The sequence below is a fragment of the Flavobacterium ginsenosidimutans genome (assembly GCF_037478105.1).
GTDB classification, from domain to species: domain Bacteria; phylum Bacteroidota; class Bacteroidia; order Flavobacteriales; family Flavobacteriaceae; genus Flavobacterium; species Flavobacterium ginsenosidimutans.
Genome location: NZ_CP147988.1, coordinates 2,122,356 through 2,147,161, shown reverse-complemented (window position 1 = coordinate 2,147,161; position 24,806 = coordinate 2,122,356). Strand labels below are relative to the sequence as shown.

Here is a 24,806-nt window from a genome sequence, read left to right as displayed (position 1 = left end):
ATGCAAATTTCTAATTTATTTGGAGATAAATATTATTTCTTTTTTTTCGATGCTGATTTTGCAGCTGGTTTTGTCGCTGGCTTAGTTTCTTGTTTTGGTTTTTCGGCAGAAACAGGAGCTGCAGCAGGCTGAGGTTTTTCTGTACTTTTAGAGAATAGTTCAGCATTTTCAAACCACTGGTTGGCCAAAACTGTTCCGTCTGGTTTTAGAAATCCCCATTTTCCTTCGTTTTTTACTCGGGCAACGCCACCAATAAATCCTTTATCTTGTTGTGTAAACATTGCGATAATAGCATTTGTTGTGATGCCATATTGGGTTGGAATTACCAGTTTTCCAGATTCATTGATAAATCCCCAGTTGCTTTCTTTTACTGGAGCTAGACCGTTTGTACTGAAAACTTCTGCATCGTTGTAAGTGGGTTCAATAACAAATTTTCCTTCCAGATTAATGAATCCCCATTTTTTTCCAACTAAAACTGGAGCTAAATTTTTTGAAAACGCTTTCCCTTTATCATAAATAGGAAGAATTGCCCAATTTCCTTTCAAATCGATGTATCCAATTTTTCCGTTCTTTTTGGCAAATGTTAAATCTTGAGTTTCGAAATCCCAGATTTTTTCTGCACCGTCAATTGGAATAAATTTTCCAGCGTTTACCAATCCGAAAGTTTTATTTTTTTTAGCCCAAGTTGTTCCTTTAAAATAATTTCCAACTTCGGCATAAACTGGTTCAACCAATTCTTTTCCGTTAGTATCAATAATTCCCCAGTTTTTGTTCAATTCAACTCTGGCGTAACCATTTTCAAAAGGTTTGATCTGATCGTATTTTGGTTCTAGAACAACAGTCATTTTGTTGTTGATTAATCCCACTTTATTGTTTTGTCTGAAGAAGGCAACTCCATCATTAAAATCAAACACTTTGTCAGTAGTTGGTCCTTTTTGAATTTCTCCTTTTGTATTAATATAAACCCAGTCTTTGTCTTTTTGTACAACTGCGATTCCGCTGTTAAAATCTTTAGCATCTTTAAAATCGGCTGGAATTATCCAAGTACCTTTTGCATCTATAAATCCCCATTTTCCGCCGTTTTCTACAGCCGCTAAACCTTCAGAAAAACTTCTGGCAGATTTGAATTGAGGGTCAATTTTAAAAGATCCATCTTTAGAAAGATATCCAATTTTGGAGTTTTTTTTAACTAATGCTAATTCTTGACTATTAACAAATTGAATGCAGCATAGCAATAAAAATACAAGTGACTTTTTCATGATTTTAAGATTCAATATTAATACTGTAAATTAAAGAATTTTAACTGTTTATCAAATAATCTTTTACTTTTTGTACGAAAGGATACATTACTTGATCTTCTTTAAATTCTGGAATTATGTTTCGAATATCGTCGTACCATTTTTTAGTCGTAGACGAAATTTGATCTTTTTGTTTCAAATAATCAATTGCCTGAACAATTGTAATTAATTCGATAGCTAAAACTTCAAATGAGTTTTCGATCACTTTTGATGTAATCACCGCAGCATTTGTTCCCATACTTACAATGTCTTGATTGTCATTGTTGTTTGGAATACTATGAACGTACATTGGGTTAGATAACATTTGGTTTTCGGCAGTTGTTGAAGTGGCTACGAACTGAACGCCCTGCATTCCGAAATTAAATCCTAACGTTCCTAAGTTTACGAATGGTGGAAGAATTTCGTTGATTTTTGAATTCAATAAATAATTCAATTGGCGTTCTGCCAGCATCGTTAATTTGGTAATAACGATTTTCAGTTTATCCATTTCTAGCGAAATATAATCTCCGTGGAAATTTCCGCCGTGGTAAACATGTTTGTTTTTTACGTCTATAATTGGGTTGTCGTTTGCTGAGTTAAATTCATCTTCCAAAATAGAAGCGACATTATTAATCGTTTCTAAAACTGGCCCCAAAATTTGAGGAACGCATCTTAATGAATAATATTCCTGAACTTTTTCTTTGAAGATTTCTTCGGTATTTTCGCCAGAATATAAATGGTCTTCTCTTTTACGAATTAAAGTACTGTCAGAAAGGTTTTTTCTCATTCTTTCAGCAACTTCCTGTTGTCCTTTATGACGTTTTGTTTGGTTTAATTCTTCTGAAAAATGATCATCATAAGCTTGAACTAATTCGTTAATCGCACAAGAAGCTTTTAATGACCAGTCTAATAATTTATTTGCATAATGAACATTTACAACTCCAATTCCTGTCATTACAGAAGTTCCGTTGATTAATGCCAAACCTTCTCTAATTTCAACTTGAATTGGTTTTAAACCTTCAATTTCGAAAACTTCTGCAGTTGAACGTCTTTCGCCTTTGTAAAAAACTTCACCTTCGCCAATTAAAACCAAAGCTAAATGTGATAGCTGTACCAAGTCACCGCTGGCACCAACACCACCGTGTTCAAAAATTAAAGGCGTAATATCTCTATTAATTAATTCTGCCATTAAATGAATTACAGAAGAATGAACTCCTGAGTTTCCTAAAGAAAGTGTATTTAATCGAGCTAAAATTGCTGCTTTTGCACACTCAGCATTTAAAGGTTTTCCTGTTCCAGAAGAGTGGCTTCTAATTAAATTATATTGCAATTGAATTTGATCAGACTCTTTAATTCTATATTGAGCCATTGGACCAAATCCTGTATTTACGCCGTAGATTACTTTATTTCCTGAGAATTCTTTTAAGAAATTAAAACTTTCGTTTACTCGATTTAAAACCACATCGCTTATGGCAACTTTGCTTTTTCCAAAGATTATGGCTTCAAATTCTGCTAAACTTAAATATTCATTTATTGTATTCATTAAATCGATTTTGGTTGTGCTAATTTAATTTTATTTATCAAAATAAATGTAGTTATTTTGATGATGGCAAATGTAGGTTAATTAAATGATAATAATTCTAATATGACAAAGGAGTTTGTTGATGTTTTAGTGATTGGTGCGGGACCTTCTGGATGTGTTTCGGCATCATATCTTTTTAAAAACAACGTAAAGGTAAAAGTTGTAGAGAAAACAAAGTTTCCGAGACTTGTAGTGGGCGAAAGCCTTATTCCGCGTGTGATGGATCATTTTGCTGAAGCAGAATTGTTTGAGGCTCTTGATGCAATGAATTTCGAGAAAAAATTAGGAGCTCGTTTTATTAGAGGCGAAGAAATATGTGTTTTTGATTTCAGTAAAAAATTTGGAGAAGGATGGGATTGGACTTGGCAAGTTCCAAGAGCTGATTTTGATAACACAATGGCGCAGGAAATTGTGCGAAAAGGAATTGATTTAGAATTTGAAACAGAAGTTCTAGAAGTTTCTTTTGAAGGAAAAAAATCAAAAACTATTGTAAAAGATAAAGACGGGAATTTAAAAGAAATTCATGCCAATTTTATAATTGATTCAAGTGGATATGGACGTGTTCTTCCAAGACTTTTAGATCTGGATACTCCTTCAAAATTAGATCCGCATTCTTCTATTTTTACTCATGTTAAAGATATTAATAGACCAGAGGGTGAAGAAGGAACTCAGATTTCTTTTGATATTTTGGAAACCGAAGTTTGGCTTTGGGTAATTCCTTTTTCTAACGGAAATACAAGTTTAGGAGTTGTTGGTCCGACAGATTTTATCAATTCGCTTTCTGAAAACAAAGACAATGCAGAGGCTCTGAAAAATGCAATTCAGAAGTCGGATTATTATATTAAAAGGTTTGCTGGAACAGAATTTTTGTTTGAGCCAGTTAAATTAGAAAACTATTCAAGAGCGGTTAAAAGAATGTATGGCGATGGTTTTGCTTTAACAGGAAACAGTTCAGAATTTTTAGATCCAGTTTTCTCTTCGGGAGTAGCTTTTGCAACCGAATCTGGAATGTTGGCAGCAAAATTATATTTGAAAGAATCACAAGGAATTCCTGTTGATTGGGAAGTGGAGTTTACCCAATATATGAAACGCGGAATCGCTGTTTTCACGACTTATGTTCAAGAATGGTATACTGGAAATTTGCAGACTTTATTTTTCCATCAGCCAGAAAATCCAGATGTGAAAGAAAAAATATGTGCTGTTTTAGCTGGATATGTTTGGAACGAAGAAAATTCGTTTGTCAAGAAACATGATCACGTAATTGCGAATATGGCATATTTACTGAATATGCAAAAAGAACAAAGCCCTGAATAATCAGGGCTTTTTTTATGAATTATAATTCAAATATTTTATCCATTAAGATCCATTTTTGTCCTGGTTTTGCCCAAGGAAGTGCTTGCTGGAATTTCCACATTAAAGTTTCCCATTCCTGTACTTTTTCATTTGCAGCGTCGGCTTTGTCTTTTTTCTCAAAAGAAAAATTCTCGTCGCCTTCGATGATCATGAAAAGTCTATTTCCTGTGCAGTAAATATCCAAAACTAAAATTCCAGCATCTTGAATGCTTTTTTTAATTTCTGGCCAGATGTTTTCATGCAGTTTTTTGTATTCTGCAATTAATTCTACATCATCTTTTAGGTCTAAAGCCAGACAGAATTTTTGAGTTGCCATAATTTTATTTTTGTTGGTAAGCTACAGCTGTTTGTTTACTTGTACCTAAACCTTCAATTCCTAATTCGATTACGTCACCCGCTTTAATGTAAATTGGATCTGGTTTGATTCCTAATCCAACCCCTGGAGGTGTTCCTGTACTAATCACATCACCAGGAAGCAATGTCATAAACTGACTTAAATAATGAACTAAAAATGGAATTTTAAAAATCAAGTTTGAAGTGTTACTGTTTTGGAACGTTTTTCCGTTTACAGTAAGCCACATTTTTAAGTTGTTAACATCGCCAACTTCGTCTGGAGTTGCCATAATTGGTCCAAGAGGAGCGAAAGTATCAGAACCTTTTCCTTTTGCCCATTGTCCGCCGCGTTCGATTTGGAATGCTCTTTCGCTGTAATCATTCAAAAGACAATATCCAGCAATGTAGTTTGGAGCATCTTCTTCAGAAACGTAGCTTGCTTTTTTACCTACAACAAAAGCTAGTTCAACTTCCCAGTCTGTTTTTTCACTGTTTTTTGGAATGATTAAATTGTCATTTGGTCCGCATAAAGAAGTTGTTGATTTAAAGAAAATAATCGGTTCTTCTGGAATTGCAGCACCAGTTTCTTCGCAGTGATCTACATAATTTAATCCGATGCAGATAATTTTTGAAGGACGCGCCACAGGCGAACCTAAACGTACTGAATCACTTACTTCTGATAAAGATGGATTGTTTTTTAAAGCTTCTTCTAATTTCGCTAAACCGTCATTTTCAAAAAAAGCTTCGTTGTAATCTGTTACAATAGACGAAACATCGTATCTTTTTTCATTTAGTAAAACACCTGGTTTTTCCTTTCCTTCTTCTCCGAATCTAATAAGTTTCATATTTTAATTTTTTTAGTAATGTGTTTGTTTTTTTTTGCCACAGATTTAAAGGATTAGAATGATTTTTAAATCCAGTTTTGTCAGGCTGAGCGAAGTCGAAGCCACATCCAATTGGAACGCCCTTCGACTTCGCTCAGGGGGACAAAAACAAAATATAAAAATTTGCTTAATCCTTTAATATGTAGCTTTATTTTTTTAGCCACGAATTCACGAATTAAAATGATTTTAAAAATCTGTGAAATCTGTACTAAATAAAAATAACCGCAAATTTCACGAATTATGATTTGTAAAAATTCGTGAATTCGTGGCTATTTCCTTTTTTTAGTTGTTTAATTTGATAAAACCTCCATCAATTGGGTAATCTGAACCTGTGATGAAAGACGATTCGTCGCTGCATAAGAATAATGCTAAAGTTGCAATTTCTTCTGGTTTTCCCATTCGGCCGATTGGCTGTGATTGTGATAATTTTTCGAAGATTTCTTCTTCTTTTCCAGGATAATTTTTAGCGATAAATCCGTCTACGAAAGGCGTGTGAACTCTCGCAGGAGAAATTGAATTACATCTGATTTTATCATGTAAATAATCTTTCGCAACTGATAAAGTCATTGCCATAACCGCTCCTTTTGCTGTAGAATAAGCAAAACGATCAGGAATTCCAACCCAGCAGGCAATCGAAGCTAAGTTCAAAATTACACCTCCGCCAGAATTTCTTAGTGCGGGAATCGAAGCGTGAAGACAGTTGTAAACTCCTTTTACGTTTACATTCATAATACGGTCAAAATCAGATTCAGAAGTTGTGTCTACTTTTCCAACGTGAGCAATTCCAGCGTTGTTTACCAGAATATTAATATTTCCGATTTTTTGGAAAGTTGAATTTACTTGTTCGTGGTTCGAAACGTCGCAGGCGTGAGCAAAAACATTTCCTCCAGCTGATTTTATTTCTTCAACGGTTTCTTTTGCACTTTCTTCCGTCAATTCTAAAATATGAACTTCAGCTCCTTGTTTCGCAAATAAAACAGAAATCGCTCTTCCAATTCCGCTTCCTCCTCCAGTGATAATTGCTTTTTTATTTTGTAATGAAAACATTTGATATAAATTTTTATGAGTTGTTTTTTAATAGTCTTTTACAAAGATACGCCGCGTTTCCAAGGAATAAAATCGTCTTGGTTTAATTGAACGGCTCTCGGAATAATTTCGCCGCTTGCCGCTTTGATGCAATATTCTAAAATTTCTTCGCCCATTTCTTCAATAGATTTTTCACCACTGATAATTGGTCCGCAATCAATATCGATAATATCTTTCATTCTGGTTGCCAAAACAGAATTCGTAGCCACTTTAATTACGGGACAAACTGGGTTTCCTGTTGGAGTTCCCAATCCGGTTGTAAATAAAATTAAAGTTGCTCCAGAAGCTGCTTTTCCAGTTGTAGCTTCAACGTCATTTCCTGGCGTACAAACCAAACTTAAACCTGGTTTTGTAACCAATTCGGTATAATCTAAAACATCAACAACAGGAGACGTTCCGCCTTTTTTGGCTGCTCCAGCACTTTTGATAGCATCTGTAATTAATCCGTCTTTGATATTTCCTGGAGAAGGATTCATGTGGAAACCAGAACCCACTTTATGCGCCAGTTCATCATAAGATTCCATTAAATCTATGAATTTTCTAGCTTTATCTTCGGTAACACATCTGTCAATTAAATTCTGTTCTGCACCACACAATTCTGGGAATTCAGCCAAAAGAATTTTTCCGCCTAAAGCTACGACTAAATCTGAAGTATAACCCACAGCAGGATTTGCAGAAACACCGCTGAAACCATCGCTTCCGCCACATTTTACCCCAATACATAAATCGCTCAAAGGCGCATCGGTTCTTTCATATTTGTTGATTTCAATTAAACCTTCAAAAGTTTTTTTGATGGCATTGGTAATCAAAACTTCTTCGCTTTCGGTCTGCTGCTGCTCAAAAATAAACAACGGTTTGTCAAACTCTGGGTTTTGTCTTTTTACATCATTTACAAAATCTTGAACCTGTAAATGCTGGCATCCTAAACTCAAAAGTGTAATTCCGCCCACATTTGGATGATTGGCATAAGAAGCCAATAAAGCGCTCAAAGTTGAAGCATCTTGACGAGTTCCGCCGCAGCCTCCTTGATGATTTAAGAATTTAATTCCGTCCACATTTTCAAAAACACGTTTGTTTTTTGGCGTCGGATTTAGTTCAATATTGATATCATTAATATCATTTCCGTTCAAATAACCTTCTAGTAATTCGTGCGTGAATTGGTTGTATTTGTCCGTTACAGCATAACCCAATTGTTTGTGTAAGGCTTCTTTGATAACATCTAAATTTCTGTTTTCACAAAAAACAGTTGGAACAAAAAGCCAGTAATTTGCCGTTCCAACGCGTCCGTCTTTTCTTTTGTAACCTTTAAAAGTTCTGTTTTCAAATTTAGAAACATCTGGTGCATTCCATTCGTAAGAAGCGTTTCTGTATGCGTAAGGATCAGCGGCATGTTTAAGATTCTCGGTTGTCATTAGACTTCCTTTGACAATGTCATTTTGCACTTTTCCCACCAAAACTCCATACATATTTACTTCTTCTCCTTGCTTCATGTCCTGCATGTAGAATTTATGTTTGGCCTTGATGCGGTCTTGTAAAACATAAGTTTCATTTTCAAAAAGAATGGTTTCTCCTTTTTGTAAGTCGGTTAAAGCAACCAGAACATTATCGTCCGGATGCAATTTTACGACTAGTTTTTTAGTTGTGTTCTCCTGCATTGTTTTTGTTTTTTTCTTTTTTTGTGTCGTCACTTTCTTATTTAGGAAAATCAGTTAAGCACTTTATTTTCACTAAAATTTGGGCAGTAAACGAAAAATAAAATTAGTTTTTTTAGTCCTTTATTATTAGTCTAATATTATCCGTGTATAATCTTTAATTATCTTTGCAGTATGAAATTGGAACAAACTAAAATAACGTCTTATCTCAACACCAAAGTTTCGGTGCTGAATCGGATTGAACCGTTTTTTCAAGCGCCCTTTCATTCGCATCCAGAATTGGAATTGGTTTATGTGAAAGAGAGTTTTGGAAAGCGAATTATCGGAAATTCGGTAATGCCGTTTGAACCTGGAGATATGGTTTTTTTAGGTTCTGATATTCCGCATGTTTGGTTAAATGATGAAAAATATTATCAGGGAATTGAAGATTTAAAAGCCAATTCGATTGTCGTATATTTTCATAAAGATATTTTCGGGCCGACTTTTTACGAATTAAAAGAAACCCAAAAAATCAACGAACTTTTTTTTCAGGCAGGAAAAGGAATTTCGATTATAGGAAAGACCAATAAACAGATTGCAAAAAAACTGGAGAAATTGGTTTCTAAAAAAGACTTCGAAGTTATTGTTGGGCTTTTTGAAATTTTATCTATTCTTTCTGATAGTCAGGATAAGATTTACATCAATGATGAAATTTATTCATTGATGCAGAAAGATTCGAAAGTTGATAGGCTTTCAGAAGTTTTTCAATATGTAAATAAAAATTACAAGAAGAATATTTCGTTAGAAGAAATTGCCACTGTTGCGAATATGACACGGACTTCTTTCTGCAGAATGTTCAGGATAAAAACGAAAAAGAATTTTGTAGATTATCTTCACGAAATCAGGATTTCGAATGCTTGTAAATTGTTATTAGAAACCGACAAAAGTATGTCTGAAATCGCTTATGATTGCGGTTATAAAACAGCTTCAAACTTCAATAAGCTTTTTAAAAAGTGTAAAGGAATAACGCCAACGGAGTTTAAAAGCAATGTAGATATTCAGTACCAAAACAATTAATTGCATATTAGACAATTTTCCTCATTAGAAAATTTAGTAGTAGCGCACCATGTTTTTGATGAAACTACATAAGCGTCTCTCTTTGGATCAATTGTTTTTATTTTTTTAGCTAAATCTTTTGCATCTTGGTAAGAACTATTTACAGGTATTACCGTAGTGTAAAAATTTCGTTTTTTGTAAATTACAGCATTTGAACTTATGTTTTCTTTTGCCCATTCTAATTCTGGAGTAGCGCTTTTAACAGTGAGATCGGCTCCCAAAATAACGAGATAAGATGTGTTTTCAACGGCATTTAAGTTAGAAAGGATTTTTTGTTTTTGAGCTTCATCCGTTTCAAGGCTTACTAATTCTTCTTTTGTTGGCAGTTCACTTTTGTTCGTTATAGAAAGTGTTTTAGCCTTAGAAGTTTCATTTAGATTTACCAATTTTTCTTTTTCGCCTTCTAAGTATGAAGTGTATTTTTCCCAACCGTCTCTTAAGTCTCCTTTTGGGGTTACAGATGCAAAAAATTTACAAAAATTTATTTTCTTATCTATTGTTCCAGTTGTATCAATGACATAAGGTATGTATTCATTAAACGCGACCATTTCACTTTTATCGTAATCACGTTCTTTAAAATAATCTGATACAATGTTGACTATTATCGTAGCTACGGTTGTAACAATAGCGATTTTAAATACGTCTATAATTTTATCTATTCCTTCGTTTTCAACGGTTTTATTTTTAATTAACAGCGTAATATAAATAGTCCCGAATACTAAAACAAGGATGAAAAATATATTTAACAACAACGAAATTTTTATAATATTCATGGTGATATCGATTTAAATTCTACATCTATTTTAGAGTAAAAATAAAAAAATATCTTCGTTGGTTTTAGGGGGTAAATCCCTGTTTTTTAATTTGTTGTAAAAAAATGCCACGAATTTATAATTCGAGAAAATTAGCGTAATTCGTGGCAAAAAGTTTTTTAGATTGATCGATCTAAATGAGTGTAACCTCCGTCTACATAAATAATCTGTCCAGTAGTATGGCTTGATTTTTCAGATAACAAGAAAACCACCATATTAGCGATTTCTTCAGCTGTTGTCATTCTGTTTTCTAACGGAATATTTTTGGTGATTGCAGCCAATTTTTCTTCTTTATTTTCAAAAGTATTGATCCACGTTTCATAAAGTGGCGTATAACATTCAGCCACAATTACCGCGTTTACACGAATGCAGTATTTTAATAATTCAACGGCCCATTCTCTGGTTAAGGCATTTCTTCCTCCGTTTGAAGCAGCATACGCTGAGGTTCCGCCTTGACCGGTTTCGGCAGTTTTTGAACCAATGTTTACAATTGCTCCTTTCGATTCTTTCAAATATGGAAGTGCGTGCTGCGCCATTAAATAATAATGCACTAAATTTTTGTGTAGCGAAGCAGCGAAATCTTCATAATTTCCATTTTCTAATCCAACACCGTCATTAACTCCGGCATTGTTTACAAGTCCGTCAATTCTGCCAAATTTTGCGATTACGGCTTCAACGGCTTTTTTGCAGTCTTCAGGTTTTGTTAAATCGGCAGCAACTTGATGCGCTTCTTTTCCAAGGGCTTTTAATTCTTCTACGGCTTTGATGTTGTCATTTTCGTTACGTCCAACGATAAACGGAATGGCATTTTCTTCGGCTAGGACTTTAACGATTCCTAAACCGATTCCTTTTGCACCGCCAGTAACGATAATGATTTTTTGGGTTAATGATAACTGCATAATTTTATTTATTATAATTTATTGCGATTTTTTTTTGCTACGAAATTAAAGGATTAAAATGATTTTACTCTGCTTTTTGTCAGGCTGAGCGAAGTCGAAGCCCATGTCCAATTGGAGCGCCCTTCGACTTCGCTCAGGGTGACAAAATAAAGCGAATCATTTTAATTCGTGGCTTTTATTTCTATTTTAAAACCTTTTTTAAAAATTTACAGCTGTTGTTCATGACAAACAACAGCTGTAAAAATAGAGAGAATAGAACTGATAATTTATTACCAGAACTTAACATAAAGAGCCACAATAATCAGTAATGTAATTACGATTAAAACTGTTGTTTGTGGCTGTACTTTGAACATTCCAGGTTCTGTCTCGAATGCTTTAGGGTTTACTTTTGGTCCAGCAAAACTTATCAAGATCATCGCGATCATTGTGAATAAGAATGATAATCCCATACAGATGTGGAAAGGAATTTCGAAAGCTCCTTTTCCGTTAGCGTAAGCTGTGTATAAAAGTGTGTCGTTTCCAAATAAAGCTGGAGCGTATTCGTTGAATAAAACAGATAATAAGAATCCTAAAATTACCCCAACGATTGCCGCTGTTCCAGTAGTTCTTTTCCAGAACATACCTAAGAAGAACATAGCGAAAACTCCAGGACTGATGAATCCAGTATATTTTTGGATGTATGTAAATCCTCCAACGCCACCAATTCCTAAGATGTCATTCCATGTAAATAAAACAGCTAAAAGCATTGCAACAAAAACGGCAATACGCCCTATGTTTACTTGTTGTTTTTCACCAGCTTCTTTTTGAATGTATTTTTTATGAACATCTAATGTATAAATTGTAGAAATACTGTTTACTTTTCCAGCTAAAGACGCTACGATCGCAGCAGTAAGAGCCGCAACAGAAAGACCTTTTAATCCAGTTGGAAGGAATGTTAAAACAGCAGAATAAGCTCCATCTTTTCCTCCAACTAATTGAGGTAAATGTCCGTTTGTGTATAAAACGTAAGCAGCAATACCAGGAAGCATTACGATTAATGGCATTAATAATTTTAACATACCAGCAAACAAAATTCCTGTACGCGCTGTCTGTAAATCTGCTCCAAGAGCTCTTTGCGTAATGTATTGGTTACATCCCCAGTAGTTCAAGTTGATGATCCAGATACCAGCAGCATAAGATAATAATCCTGGGAAAGTTAAATATTTATCGATTTCTAACTGAGAAGAAGTTGCAGTTGGTTTTGGGATAATCATTTTGAAATGCTCAGGAGCTTCTCTCATCAAAACTTTGAAACCTGCAATTGCATTTTCGCCAACACCAAAATATTGACCAACAGTTGTCAAAGCTATATAAGAAGTTACTAAACCTCCAATGATTAATACAGCAACCTGAATAACGTCTGTGTAAGCCACAACTTTCATTCCTCCAAGAGAAATAAATAAAGCAAAAACAGCTAATCCGATCATGATCACGTGAAGGTATTCTCCTCCAGCAAGACCGTTAATTGCAACAGCTCCTAAATATAAAATAGAAGTTAAGTTTACAAAAACGTATAAAAACAACCAGAAAACCGCCATAATCAAAGCAGTAGATTCGTTGTAACGTGTTTTTAAGAATTGTGGCATAGTGTAAATCTTATTTTTAAGATATACAGGAATAAACCACACAGCAACAATAATAAGAGCAACGGCTGCAAGCCATTCGTAAGCAGCAACTGCGATTCCTAAGAAGAAACCTTCACCGCTCATTCCGATGAATTGTTCTGCAGAGATGTTAGAAGCAATAAGAGAAGCTCCAATTGCCCACCAAGTTAAATTTCCTTCAGCCAAAAAGTAAGCTTTAGCATCATGTTCGTCTTGTTTACGTTTGCGGTAAACGCTGTAACCGTAGACAGAGACTACAATAAAATAAATAATAAAAACCGCATAGTCTGCGAAAGCGAGGTTTTGGTTCATTGTTAGTAGTATTTTAAATAATTATTATAAGGTTGTTTGTTTATTTAGTTTTTTAATCAGTTTTTATGTTGTCAAATCTTGTTAAAAATACAAGATGTGTTTTATTTCTGTTATTTTTTTGCGAAAATAAAAGAGAGAGCCAAATGTAAAATAAAAATTTATAAATCAACCATCATGAAATGTATTTTTTACATTTATTGACGGCATATTATGTTAAATTTTCACTTTTAGGTTCTTCAAAATGAGTAAATGCTACGCTTTTACAAGACTTTTATAGTGTACATCTGAAAGCTGTCTTAAAATTTCGGCACTTTTTTCAGGAGTAATATCGCGTTGTGACTCACCTAACATTTCATATCCAACCATAAACTTTTTTACTGTTGCTGATCTCAACAATGGTGGATAAAAATGCATATGGAAATGCCACTCTGGATGAATTAAACCATCTGTTGGTGATTGGTGAATTCCTGATGAATATGGAAAAGAAGTATTAAATAAATTGTCATACTTCGTAGTTAGCTGTTTTAAGATTTTCGCGAAAGCGGTACTTTCGTCAGCAGTAAAATTGGTGATTTTGTTTACTGCTCTTTTGCTCACAATCATTGTTTCATAAGGCCAGATTGCCCAAAATGGAACAAGTGCTACAAAATGATCATTCTCGATTACGATACGCTCACCAACTTTTAGCTCAGCTTGAACATAATCTTCTAATAATGTTTTTTGATTTTTATCAAAATATGATTTTAAGCTGTTTTGTGTTTTTTCAACTTGAGTTGGTAACGAAGATTGCGCCCAGATTTGTCCGTGTGGATGCGGGTTGCTGCATCCCATAACGCTTCCTTTGTTTTCAAAAATCTGAACGTGATTAATGTATTTTATATTACCTAAATCAGTGTATTCTTTCTGCCAAGTTTTGATGATGTTTTCAATATCAGCAATTTCCATTTCTGGTAAAGTCAGATCGTGTCTTGGCGAAAAGCAAACTACTCTTGAAATTCCTTGCTCTGGTTTTGCCTTAAAAAAAGTATGTTTAATATCATCTTCAAAAATAATTTCGTCCTGCTTCATTGCAGCAAAATCATTTTCAAAAACAAAACTGCTTTCATATTGCGGGTTATTCATTCCGTTTGCACGAACATTTCCTGGACATAAATAACAAGTTGGGTCGTATTTAGGAAGTTCTTCTGTTGAAATAGTTTCATTTTGCCCCTGCCAAGGACGTTTTGCACGATGAGGTGAAACTAAAACCCATTCATTAATTAGAGGGTTGAAGCGTCTGTGCGGATCTTCGTTAATGTCAAAATTTTTCATTGTAGTGTGTTGTGGTTTTAAAGTAGCGTTGTTCCGTTCGAGATTTTTACATCATAGAATTTTAATTCAATTCCAAATGTATCTAAATAAAGCTTTGAAAACTTACGCTTAACCTCATTTTCATGTCCTTTTTTAACTAAATTGATAGTACAGCCTCCAAAACCGCCTCCCATTAGTCTTGAACCAATGATCGCTTCATCTTCTTTTGCCGTATCAACAAGCATATCTAATTCTTCACAGCTTACTTCATATTCTTGCGATAAACCATAATGTGTTTCAAAAAGTAATTCGCCTAAAAGTTCGATATTTCCTTTATCTAAAGCTTCACAGGCTTTGATAACGCGATTGATTTCTTTTACCACAAAATGAACTCTATCGAAAACTTTCTCAGTCATTTTATCTTTCAGACTTAGAACTTGCTCTTCTGTAGCATCTCTAAAACTTTTTATTTCAGGGAAATGACTTTTTATGATTGATAAACCTTCTTCACATTCGATTCTTCTCGTATTATATTCTGATGTAAAAAGGGAATGTTTTACATTAGAATCAAATAAAATCAGAGAATAATCTTTGAAGTCGGCATTGTGATATTCAAAATCTAAAGTGTTGCAGTCTAATTTGATCACTTTATTTTCAAGACCATGAACGCTAGAAAATTGATCCATAATTCCGCAGTTGATACCAACCCAGTGTTCTGCTTTTTGTCCTAATAATGAAATGTCAACTTTTTCAATTTTTAAATCGAAAAGAGATTTGATTCCGAAAATCATTCCGCATTCTAAAGCTGCAGACGAAGACAATCCAGAACCAACCGGAATATTACTGCTGAAAACGCAATTGAAACCTTCAAACGAAAATCCGTTATCTTGCAATTGTTTGATTACGCCACGAATATAATTGGTCCAAACTACATCGCTCAATTTTACTTCTTGAGTCAAATCGATTTCAAATTCTTCATTTAAATCGATGGCGATTATTTTAGAAGTTTTAGTGTTGTTTTTTTCAAAAGCAAAACAAATTACTTTGTCAATTGCAGCAGGCAAAACATAACCGTCATTGTAGTCAACATGCTCTCCGATAATGTTAATTCTACCTGGAGAAAGTACCGTTTTTTGAGGAGAAGAACCAAAAGATTTCTCAAAAAAAGCAACGGTGTTTTGTATTAAAATATCATTCATTATATAGTTAGTTGTATTGTGGTTTTTAAGATTTATTATTGTGAGTGATTTTATTTGCTGGATGAAACTATTTTATTTTATCTCATCAAATGTTTATTGTATTAATCTAAACTTTCAAATTTATAAAGTGTTTTTTGCGTGTATTCTTCGCTTTTTTTCAAAACGGCATTCGGAAAATGAGCGTGATTTGGAGCATCTGGGAAATTTTGTGTTTCAAAACAAATTCCGCTTTGTGCATTATAATCTACATTTTCTTTTCCTTTTAATTTTCCGAAACAATTTCCGCCTACATATATATGTACACTTGGCTGATCGGTGTAAATATTCATTCTCAGTTTATTTTTTAAGCTGATTAATTGTCCAACAATTTCAGTTTTAGAATTCACAACAAAAGAGTTGTCAATTGGAAACGGACAGTTTTTTGGAGTTCTAAAATCAAAATCATGATTATTTAAATCCGTGAAATTTCCAGTTGGAATATTGTCTGCATTTGTTTCCAGCATTTTAGCCGATTTGATAAACATCTGCTGTTCTAAAACATTTCCGTCGTGTCCATCAAGGTTAAAATAACTATGATGCGTCAAATTGATAATCGTATCTTCTGTTGAGGTAGCTTTATATTCTAATTTTAATTCATTTTCCTCAGTCAAAGTATACGTCAAATAAACAGTCATTTCGCCAGGGAAATTTTCGTCTAAATGCTCGCTCAAAAGACCAAAAGTAATAGAAGGATTTTCGCCAGAAATTGCATTAACAACGCTCCAAGCTTTTCTTCCAAATCCCATATCTCCTCCGTGAAGCGTATTGCCATTATTGTTTCCGCCAAGCTGAAATTTTTTGTCGTTAAGACTAAAAGTTGCATTATGGATACGTCCAGCGTAACGACCAACAGTAGTTCCAAAATAAGGAGCACTTGGCAAATTATAAGATTCTAAATAAGCTTCCAGATTATCAAAGCCCAAAACAACATCTACAAGTTTTCCATTTAAAGGAATTTGGATTGAAGTTACAGTTGCACCATAATTGATGATCTGAACTTTCATTCCATTTTTATTAACTAAATCAAAAGAGAAAATTTCTTCCTTATTAGGCATTAGACCAAACAATTTGCAATTGTGAGTCTCTTTTAAATGCGATATGTGTTTTATTTCCATATAATTTTTACCAATAATGAAATCCAAAAATAGAAACATTTATTACTTTTGCATACCAGTACCTACCAGTTTTTAATTATTATAGTCAAAATGACTTTTATTATGAGCATTATTTCAATTCAAAATAATATTGGTCTGCCAAAATATAAGCAGATTATTCTTTCAATAGAAAAAGCGATTGAAGAAGGAAATTTGATCAAAGGTGATCGTCTTCCGTCGGTAAATAAAGTTTGTCTAGCCTTTTCTTTATCTCGAGATACGGTCTTATTAGCCTATGACGAACTCAAGAAAAGAGGAATTATTTATGCTATTCCGGGCAAAGGATATTATGTTAAAAGCGTTGAAATCACTATAACTCAGAAGATTTTTCTACTTTTTGACGAATTAAATATTTTCAAAGAAGACATTTATAATTCGTTTTTAAGAAACATAGGAAAAAATGTTCAGGTCGATATTTTCTTTCATCATTTTAATGTTCAGGTTTTCAAAAAACTGATAAATGACAGCAACGGAAATTATACAAAATACATTATCATGCCGACGAACTTAAACGATGTCGTAGATTCTATAAAAACCCTACCAGTAGGTGATGTAATTATTTTGGATCAAACCAATCCGGAGTTAAAAATGTTTCCCGCAATTTATCAAAATCACCAAAAAGATATTTTTGAAGGATTGATGAAAGGAAAAAAAAGATTGTCAAAATACAAGAAACTGATTTTGATTTTTGCTGGTTTTAGAGAGCCGCTAGGAATGAAAACGGGTTTTGAATCTTTTTGCGAAGAATATGGTTTTGGTTATGAAATTATTTCAGATTTCAGCAACCAATCTATCGCGATTGGTGATTTGTATATTATTCCTCATGATCGTGATTTGCTTTTGGTGATTGAAAATGCCTTAAATAGAAATTTAAAACTAGGAGAAGATTTTGGAATTATATCCTATAATGAAACGCCGTTGAAAAAAATTGCGGCAAATGGAATTACAACCATTTCAACCAATTTTGAATTGATGGGGAAAATTTTGGCAGATATGGTTTTGAAAGGAACAAAAGAGCAGATCGAAAATAGATCTGCTCTGATAGTTAGGAATTCTTTATGATTAGTTGTCAATTACAAATTGAGCACAAAATCATTTAGTAATTTTTCTTCGTATTTCTCTTTATTAAAGGTATATAAGTAAGAACCTTTTCGAGAAGATTGCATGTCTTTTTCGTCTAGTTTATTCAAAATACCTAAAGAATTAATTTTGCTGATGAAATTTCTTTTGTCCAATTCTTTGCTCAAAATCGCTTCATACAATTCTAAAAGCTGACGCATGGTGAATTTCTCTGGAAGCAATTCAAAACCAATTGGTTTGACAGAAGTTTTGTATCGAAGTCTCTTAATTGCATTTTGCACCATTTCGTTATGGTCAAAAATTAAGTGTGGAGCATCATTAATAGGAAACCATTCTGCGTGATAATTTTGAATTAATTCTGCATTATGGTTTTCGATATTGATCAATGCAAAATAAGAAACCGAAATGGTTCTTTCTACGGGGTCACGATCGATTTCGCTGTAAGCATACAGCTGTTCCATATAAATATCATTCAGACCGGTATAAGTGTTTAAGATTCTTGTAGCAGCACTATCTAAAACTTCATCTCGTTTAAGAAATCCTCCAATCAAAGACCATTTTCCTTTTTCTGGTTCAAAATCTCTTTGGATTAAAAGTATTTTCAGACCCTCATTGTCGAATCCAAAAATGATGCAGTCAACCGCCAGTAAAACTTTATCAGCAGAGCTATAACTATTTAACATATGTAATTAATTTGGATGGTAAATATATAAACTTCCTAAAACGTTTCATAATTTATTAATGTAGATTTCACACTTACATAAATAACTGCTCAAAAATAGAGTTAAAAAAATGACTTTTTACATAAAAATAACATTCATTTCTGTTTTTTAAGAATTTTTTAATACAAAAACAGGGTAGATCAGGATAGTTTTTTGAAAAAAGATCGAATAATTATATAAAAATTCACAAAATTAAACAATCTTTTACCTACAAAAATATAATTTTTTAGAATTCAAATCATTAAAAAACAGATTATTTATGCTTTTTTTTCTTCTCATCATTTTTTGATTAAAACAGCGCTTTTTTGTAAAAAGTGTATTTTTTACACAATTAAATCATATAAAACCCCTTCTTTTTTGCAAAAAACATTGAATTTTAAATGTTAATTCAACACTTAATTTATGATATGTGTTTTTTTTCAGACTTTTTTTTGTGATATTAATTTGTTTTCATGCTTTTTTTTTATTTAAATTTACAAATGTAAGATTAACACTTATTAATTCAACCACTAACCAATCTTAATTAAACCACTATGATTACAAAGCAACAATTAATTTTGTATTGCAATTTTGTATTGCCAAAAACAAATTGGATTTTAGCAGTAATGATGCTGCTATTTTCTGTTAATCAAATGTCTGCTCAGGGCAAAACGATTAGCGGAGTTGTTACATCGGCACAAGACAATCTGCCTTTGCCGGGTGTAAACATTATTATAAAGGGAACCAAAACAGTTGCTACAACTGGTTTTGATGGAGAGTATTCGATTAAAGCATCTCCAAATGATGTTTTAGTTTTTTCATTTATAGGATTTCAAAACAAAGAAGTTACCGTAGGAAGCCAATCTAAAATAGATGTAGCTTTAGGAGAAGACACAAACAAACTTAATGAGGTAGTTGTTATTGGTTACGGAACTCAAAAAAAATCTGACTTAACAGGTTCTGTAAGTGTCGTTAATTTAGAATCGGCTAAAAAAGTAGTTACCTATGATGCAGCAAAAATGCTTCAAGGACAAGTTCCAGGTGTTACTGTGCAGTCTTCGGGAGAACCGGGAGGTTTTGTTAATGTGAAGATTAGAGGTATAACTTCTTTTACCAATAATAATCCACTATTTATTATTGACGGAATTATGGTCGATGCTCCATACGACTTTGCTCCAGGAGAAATAGAATCTATGCAGGTTTTAAAAGATGCTTCGTCTGCCGCAATTTATGGTGTGCGTGGTGCGAATGGAGTAGTAATTATTACGACTAAAAAAGGTAAGGCCGGTAAAATGGATATTAAATTCAAGTCTATCGTAGGTTTACAAAATGTCGCTAAAAAATGGGATGTTACAGATCGTGTTGGTTATCAAAAAATCACTAGCGAGGCAGAAAGAAATAGAGATATTAGAGCGGGTGTTGCTGTAAATATTGCTCCAGGGAATGATCCTAATAGTCCATACTATATTTCAAATGTAAATACAGATTGGCAGAAAGAATCTTTCCAGACTGGTGTTGTGCAAAATCAGGCTTTGACTTTTACTGGTGGCGCAGAAAGTATTGCGTATAGTTTTAATGTTGATTATTTTAAAAATACAAGCTACATCAAAACGCCTCAGGACTATGAGAGATTGTCAACGAACTTAAATTTAAATGGAAAAAAAGGGAAATTTAAATATGGTGCAAAAATAGCTTATACACAATCTGATAAAGAAATCTTTAATGAGTATAATGCAGGTCAAACGGTTGTAAGTGACATTTTAGGAGCTATTCCAACGATGCCTGTTTATGATGCAAATAGACTTGGAGGTTATGGAGGTACAGACAACTTAACTCAAAAAGCGATTTCAATGAACCCAATTGGATACAACAATCTGATTGATAATAATGGAAAAAGAAACCGTTTTATTGGAGATGTTTGGGGAGAAATAGAAATCGTAAAAGGTCTTAAATACAAATTGGACGTAAGTTATGATAGAACGGATTGGGAAAACAGAAAGTTTATTCCGCCAAGTGATTTAGGATGGTATTATATTACTACTAATGACGAAGCATCTTTGGATGTTGAAACTGGAAATGAGTTAAGAACGTTTTTGAATAACTTATTAACTTACGAAATTACACTTGGAAAACATAAAATTGATGCGCTTGCAGGTTTGATTCAGGAAAAGAGAGATTATCATAGATATAATATGAGAGGTGTAGGTTATACTCCAGACGAAATTCCAATGCTTCAATATGCTGATTCTAGAAACGCATCAGAATATAAATTTACTATTACAGGAGTATCTTACATCAGTAGATTAAACTATTCTTATGATGACAGATATTTGCTTCAAGGAAATTTCAGACAAGATAAAACGTCTCTTTTCAGTGAAATTAATAACTCAGCAAATTTTTACTCTTTTTCAGGAGGATGGAGAATCAGCAACGAAAAGTTCATTCATTTACCAGAATGGGTAAGTAATATTAAACTTCGTGGTGGTTATGGTACAATTGGTAACAATACAATTCCTCAGTATTTCTTTGCTTCAACAGTAAATAGTTTTGCGGGGTACGATTTTAATAATGAGTTAGCTCCAGGAACAACTGTAGTAGCAGCGCTAGATCCAAATGTACACTGGGAAAAATCTACTAACTCAAATGTTGGTATCGAATTAGGTTTCTTAAATAATGATTTACAATTTACAGCAGAATACTTTATAAAGAAATCAGACGATTTATTGTTAGGAGTTCCAATTCCATATTCTACAGGAGCATTTCCAGCAAATATTACTACAAATGCAGGAGCAATGAAAAACACAGGGGTAGAGTTTACAGCTGCCTATAGTAATCATCATCATAAATTTAAATATGATATCTCTGCAAACTTTGGAACGCTGAAAAATGAAGTTACTAAAATTGGTGTAAACGGAAATCCAATTTATGGAGTATATTCTAAAACAGAAGTAGGAAGATCTGTTGGTGAATTATTTGCTTGGGAAGCGATTGGAATTTTCCAAAATGCAGCTGAAGTTGCTTCTTCTCCAACACAAACAAATGCGGCTCCAGGAGATGTGAAATTTAGAGATGTAAATGGTGACGGAGCTATAACAGATGCAGATAGAACTTTTCAAGGTGTAACAATTCCTAAATATGGTTTCGGATTAAATTTCAGTGCTTCTTATCAAAATTTTGATTTCTCAATGTTCTGGCAAGGTGCCGGTGGTAACAAAGTATTCAACGCTATGTACCGCAATTTAATGATCGGACAATATACAAACCATCATACAGACGAATTAAATTATTGGACACCGACAAATACAAATACAAATGTTCCTGCTCCAGTTATTGGAGATCCAAATGGAAATGCTAGAGAATCAAGCAGATTTATTGAAAGCGGAGATTATGTTAAGCTGCAAACAATGGAAATTGGTTACAACATTCCAATAAAAGATAAATTTATTGAAAAAGCTAAGGTTTACCTAAATGGTCAAAACCTGTTGATTATTTCGAAATACAAAGGATACGATCCTGATTTTAACAGCGACGGATTACTTTCAAGAGGATATGATGCAGGATCTTTTCCAAATCCAAGAACAATTTCTTTAGGAGTAGAAGTGAGCTTCTAACCAGGTCTAACCATTAAAACGTATTAAAATGAAATCTAAAATTTTTAGCTATATAACCGTTTTTCTTTCACTAGCCTTGGTAACAACAAGCTGTGTTGATAACGAAGATTTGACTCAATTAGACCCAAATAATGATGCAGTCGATAATTTTTGGAAAACCGATGAAGATGCACTGCAAGGTGTGAATGCTGCATACGGAAGTTTGTTAACAGATGGTACTTACATGAGAAGTACACCATTATTGTTAGATGTAAAAGCTGATGATTCTCGTACAAACAGCCCTTGGGGTTCTATGTATAACGTTGGACATTTCAATTCAAATGTTGCAGACGCAGCTATTTATGGATGGGCTTACGAAACATATTACCAAGGTATTTATCGTGCCAATCAAGTATTGACAAATGTACCTGGAATTGAGTTTGAAGACCAAGCCTTAAAAAACAGAATTATAGGTCAGGCTTATTTTTTAAGAGGATTGTACTTTTTTCATGCAGTAAATATGTTTAAAAACGTACCGCTTCCAACAGAACTAGCGGTTTACTATCCGCAGAAAACACAAGAAGAAGGCTGGGCACAAGTTATTGCAGATTTTAAAGCTGCTGCAGAATTACTTCCAAACACTTACGATGGTATTTCAGGATTAGACGCAGGTCAGAAAGGACGCGCTACTAAAGGTGCTGCATTAGGCTACTTAGGAAAAGCTTATTTATTTACAAAAGATTTTTCTAATGCAAGAACTACTTTCAAACAAGTAATAGATTTAGGAGTTTATTCTCTTGTATCAAATTACCGCGATAACTTCACTACAGCAAACGAAAACAATTCAGAATCTTTATTTGAAGTACAATTTAGCCGTGATGCTGGAGGAGTTGATTTAGGTTGGGGAGGCGCGCCTGCTTCAGGATGGGGAAAAACATCTGCAAGAGCGATTACTTATGCACCGCGTGCTTTCGGATGGACAGATGTTCAGCCAACTTGGGCATTATTTAATGAATTTCAAGAAGAGAAAACAAAAACAGGAGATTTAGATCCGCGTTTAGATGCTACAATTTTCTATAATAAACCAGGCGGAATGCAATTGTATGGAAAAGATTTCGCAACATTCTATGCATCAAGCCCTGCTGATTTAAATGATTTATTCTGTAGAAAATATCAAAACTCTGACGGACAATTTGCAGACGAATATGACTGGCGTTCAGGAATCAATGAGCGTTTATTAAGATATGCGGATATCTTATTAATGTATGCTGAATGTTTGAATGAAACTGGTGATACTCAAGGAGCTTACACTTATATTCAAATGGTAAGAAACAGAGTAAATCTTCCAGATTTAGCAACTACAAAACCAGGAATGAGTCAAGCACAAATGAGAGAACAGATTGGTCACGAAAGATTCTTAGAATTCCCTCTTGAAGGACATCGTTTTGATGATATCCGTCGTTGGGGATGGCTTCAAGATTCAGCTAAATTAGCTTGGTTAAAATCAAGAGATGCTGAGTTTAATTCTTATACACCTGGTCGTGAATATTTCCCAATTCCACAATTGGAAATGGATAATAATCCTGGAACAATCCAAAACGACAGTTATTAAGTTTACAGTCTCTGTTTTCAGTCGCAGTCTCACTGTATACTGTTACTGAAAACGGAGACTAAAAATATTTTGAGTTAGTTTTAAATACCAGATATCATGTGAAGGCCCAAAAATCTTCACATGATATTATGCCTTAGAATTTGGAATACAAGAGAAGTAATTTTTAACCGTAACTAAAATTATAGAACAATGAAAGCAATTACAAGTTTGGTTTTATTAGCGATATTATTATGGAGTTGTCAAAATGAAGATATTGTCCCAACAAAAGAAGCAGCAACAGTTGTTAATGCTCAAGATTCACAGGTTACCAATTTAACTGCTAAAACAGTAAGCGGAAATGTGCCATCACACGATCCAAGTACAATTGTAAAAAGCGGTGTTAATTATTATGTTTTTACTACAGGAGATAATATTCCGATGACTTATTCGACAAATTTAACTAGCTGGACATGGGGAACATCAGTGTTTTCATCAACCCCGAGCTGGATTACAGGATATGTTCCAGGATTCGTTAAAACGTTCTGGGCGCCAGATGTTGCTTGGTTTAACAATAGATGGAATATGTATTATTCGTGCTCTACTTTTGGTTCAGCCACTTCTGCAATCGGATTGGTTACGACACCAGCTATTTCGCAAAGTGCAGGAACAACTTGGACAGATAGGGGCGTTGTCGTTTCTTCCTCTTCAGCATCAGATGTTAATGCAATAGATCCGTCTATTTTAGTTGATGGAAGTAATGTCTATATGGCTTATGGCTCTTGGCATGCTGGTATTGGAGTTATCCAAATTAATCCTTCAACAGGAAAAACAACTGGAAGCAGAACTATTGTTGCAGGCGGAAACAGCGCATCATGGGAAGCTCCTTGTTTGATCAAAGAAGGAAGTTATTATTACATGTTTGTAAACCGAGGTACTTGCTGCAATGGCGTAAACAGTACCTATTATATTGTAGTAGGACGTTCTACAAGTCCGTTTGGCCCTTTTGTGGATAAAAATGGAGTAGCATTAACCAATGGCGGAGGTACAACTGTTTTGGCTACACAAGGAAATTACATTGGTCCAGGACATTTATCTAGAATTACAGGAACGCAAAAAGGATCTGTTCATTATTATGACGGAGCCGACAGCGGAAATCCAAAACTCGAAATTGTATATTTTACATGGTCATCAGGATGGCCAACACTTTCTTATTAAAAAATTAAAATTCAGAGGA

General features: G+C 33.8%; 19 protein-coding genes. 6 read left to right on the top strand and 13 right to left on the bottom strand.

The annotated features are described in order from the left end of the window. Positions 1-32 precede the first annotated feature (32 nt). Positions 33-1,259: a WG repeat-containing protein gene (locus V6624_RS09500; protein WP_111284463.1), complete on the bottom strand. Its 1,227-nt coding sequence runs from the start codon at positions 1,257-1,259 to the stop codon at positions 33-35. 40 nt (positions 1,260-1,299) lie between these two features. Then, entirely contained in the window at positions 1,300-2,820 is a 1,521-nt protein-coding gene (locus tag V6624_RS09495; protein ID WP_338841636.1) for an aromatic amino acid ammonia-lyase, read from the bottom strand. A gap of 102 nt (positions 2,821-2,922) precedes the next feature. Between V6624_RS09495 and V6624_RS09490 the strand changes: the two genes are divergently transcribed. Continuing rightward, positions 2,923-4,173 (top strand): NAD(P)/FAD-dependent oxidoreductase, encoded by a 1,251-nt coding sequence (locus tag V6624_RS09490; protein WP_338841635.1) that lies wholly within the window; start codon positions 2,923-2,925, stop codon positions 4,171-4,173. 19 nt (positions 4,174-4,192) lie between these two features. Here V6624_RS09490 and V6624_RS09485 read toward each other — a convergent pair whose 3' ends face one another. The 4 genes from V6624_RS09485 to V6624_RS09470 all read right to left on the bottom strand — a co-directional run bounded on the left by V6624_RS09485 (position 4,193) and on the right by V6624_RS09470 (position 8,170). Continuing rightward, the gene (locus V6624_RS09485) at positions 4,193-4,528 is read right to left on the bottom strand and encodes an L-rhamnose mutarotase (protein WP_111284469.1); all 336 of its coding nucleotides are present in this window, start codon (positions 4,526-4,528) and stop codon (positions 4,193-4,195) included. A 4-nt stretch (positions 4,529-4,532) separates the two neighbouring features. Beyond that, positions 4,533-5,390 carry a fumarylacetoacetate hydrolase family protein gene (locus V6624_RS09480; protein ID WP_338841634.1) on the bottom strand — a complete coding sequence of 286 codons (858 nt, stop codon included), beginning with the start codon at positions 5,388-5,390 and terminating at the stop codon, positions 4,533-4,535. A gap of 321 nt (positions 5,391-5,711) precedes the next feature. Further along, a complete protein-coding gene (locus V6624_RS09475) occupies positions 5,712-6,476 on the bottom strand; it encodes a glucose 1-dehydrogenase (RefSeq protein ID WP_338841633.1) in 765 nt (254 codons plus the stop codon). A 38-nt stretch (positions 6,477-6,514) separates the two neighbouring features. Then, complete coding sequence (locus V6624_RS09470) at positions 6,515-8,170, bottom strand: altronate dehydratase family protein (RefSeq protein WP_338841632.1); 1,656 nt, start codon at positions 8,168-8,170, stop codon at positions 6,515-6,517. A gap of 171 nt (positions 8,171-8,341) precedes the next feature. Here V6624_RS09470 and V6624_RS09465 point away from each other — a divergent pair, with 171 nt between their 5' ends. Then, complete coding sequence (locus tag V6624_RS09465; RefSeq protein WP_338841631.1) at positions 8,342-9,223, top strand: AraC family transcriptional regulator; 882 nt, start codon at positions 8,342-8,344, stop codon at positions 9,221-9,223. On the opposite strand, the gene V6624_RS09460 is transcribed toward V6624_RS09465, so the two are convergent. The 6 genes from V6624_RS09460 to V6624_RS09435 all read right to left on the bottom strand — a co-directional run bounded on the left by V6624_RS09460 (position 9,220) and on the right by V6624_RS09435 (position 16,511). Beyond that, positions 9,220-10,035, bottom strand: coding sequence for a hypothetical protein (locus V6624_RS09460; RefSeq protein ID WP_338841630.1), 816 nt, complete (start codon positions 10,033-10,035; stop codon positions 9,220-9,222). The genes V6624_RS09465 and V6624_RS09460 overlap by 4 nt on opposite strands. A gap of 158 nt (positions 10,036-10,193) precedes the next feature. After that, entirely contained in the window at positions 10,194-10,973 is a 780-nt protein-coding gene (locus V6624_RS09455) for an SDR family oxidoreductase (RefSeq protein WP_338841629.1), read from the bottom strand. Positions 10,974-11,242: 269 nt separating this feature from the next. Beyond that, positions 11,243-12,928: a sodium/sugar symporter gene (locus tag V6624_RS09450; RefSeq protein ID WP_111284479.1), complete on the bottom strand. Its 1,686-nt coding sequence runs from the start codon at positions 12,926-12,928 to the stop codon at positions 11,243-11,245. 252 nt (positions 12,929-13,180) lie between these two features. Beyond that, positions 13,181-14,239 carry a UDP-glucose--hexose-1-phosphate uridylyltransferase gene (locus V6624_RS09445; RefSeq protein WP_111284480.1) on the bottom strand — a complete coding sequence of 353 codons (1,059 nt, stop codon included), beginning with the start codon at positions 14,237-14,239 and terminating at the stop codon, positions 13,181-13,183. A gap of 17 nt (positions 14,240-14,256) precedes the next feature. Then, positions 14,257-15,417 carry a galactokinase gene (gene galK, locus V6624_RS09440; protein WP_338841628.1) on the bottom strand — a complete coding sequence of 387 codons (1,161 nt, stop codon included), beginning with the start codon at positions 15,415-15,417 and terminating at the stop codon, positions 14,257-14,259. Positions 15,418-15,518: 101 nt separating this feature from the next. Beyond that, entirely contained in the window at positions 15,519-16,511 is a 993-nt protein-coding gene (locus V6624_RS09435) for an aldose epimerase family protein (RefSeq protein ID WP_422389336.1), read from the bottom strand. A 162-nt stretch (positions 16,512-16,673) separates the two neighbouring features. Here V6624_RS09435 and V6624_RS09430 point away from each other — a divergent pair, with 162 nt between their 5' ends. Then, the gene (locus tag V6624_RS09430) at positions 16,674-17,672 is read left to right on the top strand and encodes a GntR family transcriptional regulator (protein WP_111284526.1); all 999 of its coding nucleotides are present in this window, start codon (positions 16,674-16,676) and stop codon (positions 17,670-17,672) included. 11 nt (positions 17,673-17,683) lie between these two features. Here V6624_RS09430 and V6624_RS09425 read toward each other — a convergent pair whose 3' ends face one another. After that, positions 17,684-18,373: an NUDIX hydrolase gene (locus V6624_RS09425; RefSeq protein ID WP_111284486.1), complete on the bottom strand. Its 690-nt coding sequence runs from the start codon at positions 18,371-18,373 to the stop codon at positions 17,684-17,686. Positions 18,374-18,945: 572 nt separating this feature from the next. On the opposite strand from V6624_RS09425, the gene V6624_RS09420 reads away from it, so the two are divergent. From V6624_RS09420 to V6624_RS09410, 3 genes are all read left to right on the top strand, one after another. After that, entirely contained in the window at positions 18,946-22,002 is a 3,057-nt protein-coding gene (locus V6624_RS09420; protein WP_338841626.1) for a TonB-dependent receptor, read from the top strand. Between the two features lie 28 nt (positions 22,003-22,030). Then, on the top strand, positions 22,031-23,593 hold the full coding sequence (locus V6624_RS09415; RefSeq protein ID WP_111284490.1) for a RagB/SusD family nutrient uptake outer membrane protein: 1,563 nt from the start codon (positions 22,031-22,033) through the stop codon (positions 23,591-23,593). A 189-nt stretch (positions 23,594-23,782) separates the two neighbouring features. Next, positions 23,783-24,787 (top strand): arabinan endo-1,5-alpha-L-arabinosidase, encoded by a 1,005-nt coding sequence (locus tag V6624_RS09410; RefSeq protein WP_338841625.1) that lies wholly within the window; start codon positions 23,783-23,785, stop codon positions 24,785-24,787. Positions 24,788-24,806: the final 19 nt, after the last annotated feature.

Bases quoted from the DNA above. Each gene is read 5' to 3' on its own strand.
- V6624_RS09475 (WP_338841633.1), bottom strand. From the start codon at position 6,476: ATGTTTTCATTACAAAATAAAAAAGCAATTATCACTGGAGGAGGAAGC.
- V6624_RS09410 (WP_338841625.1), top strand. From the start codon at position 23,783: ATGAAAGCAATTACAAGTTTGGTTTTATTAGCGATATTATTATGGAGT.
- V6624_RS09445 (WP_111284480.1), bottom strand. From the start codon at position 14,239: ATGAAAAATTTTGACATTAACGAAGATCCGCACAGACGCTTCAACCCT.
- V6624_RS09450 (WP_111284479.1), bottom strand. From the start codon at position 12,928: ATGAACCAAAACCTCGCTTTCGCAGACTATGCGGTTTTTATTATTTAT.
- V6624_RS09420 (WP_338841626.1), top strand. From the start codon at position 18,946: ATGATTACAAAGCAACAATTAATTTTGTATTGCAATTTTGTATTGCCA.
- V6624_RS09415 (WP_111284490.1), top strand. From the start codon at position 22,031: ATGAAATCTAAAATTTTTAGCTATATAACCGTTTTTCTTTCACTAGCC.
- V6624_RS09435 (WP_422389336.1), bottom strand. From the start codon at position 16,511: ATGCCTAATAAGGAAGAAATTTTCTCTTTTGATTTAGTTAATAAAAAT.
- V6624_RS09455 (WP_338841629.1), bottom strand. From the start codon at position 10,973: ATGCAGTTATCATTAACCCAAAAAATCATTATCGTTACTGGCGGTGCA.
- V6624_RS09500 (WP_111284463.1), bottom strand. From the start codon at position 1,259: ATGAAAAAGTCACTTGTATTTTTATTGCTATGCTGCATTCAATTTGTT.
- V6624_RS09430 (WP_111284526.1), top strand. From the start codon at position 16,674: ATGAGCATTATTTCAATTCAAAATAATATTGGTCTGCCAAAATATAAG.
- V6624_RS09470 (WP_338841632.1), bottom strand. From the start codon at position 8,170: ATGCAGGAGAACACAACTAAAAAACTAGTCGTAAAATTGCATCCGGAC.
- V6624_RS09495 (WP_338841636.1), bottom strand. From the start codon at position 2,820: ATGAATACAATAAATGAATATTTAAGTTTAGCAGAATTTGAAGCCATA.
- V6624_RS09425 (WP_111284486.1), bottom strand. From the start codon at position 18,373: ATGTTAAATAGTTATAGCTCTGCTGATAAAGTTTTACTGGCGGTTGAC.
- V6624_RS09485 (WP_111284469.1), bottom strand. From the start codon at position 4,528: ATGGCAACTCAAAAATTCTGTCTGGCTTTAGACCTAAAAGATGATGTA.
- V6624_RS09480 (WP_338841634.1), bottom strand. From the start codon at position 5,390: ATGAAACTTATTAGATTCGGAGAAGAAGGAAAGGAAAAACCAGGTGTT.
- V6624_RS09465 (WP_338841631.1), top strand. From the start codon at position 8,342: ATGAAATTGGAACAAACTAAAATAACGTCTTATCTCAACACCAAAGTT.
- V6624_RS09490 (WP_338841635.1), top strand. From the start codon at position 2,923: ATGACAAAGGAGTTTGTTGATGTTTTAGTGATTGGTGCGGGACCTTCT.
- V6624_RS09460 (WP_338841630.1), bottom strand. From the start codon at position 10,035: ATGAATATTATAAAAATTTCGTTGTTGTTAAATATATTTTTCATCCTT.
- galK (WP_338841628.1), bottom strand. From the start codon at position 15,417: ATGAATGATATTTTAATACAAAACACCGTTGCTTTTTTTGAGAAATCT.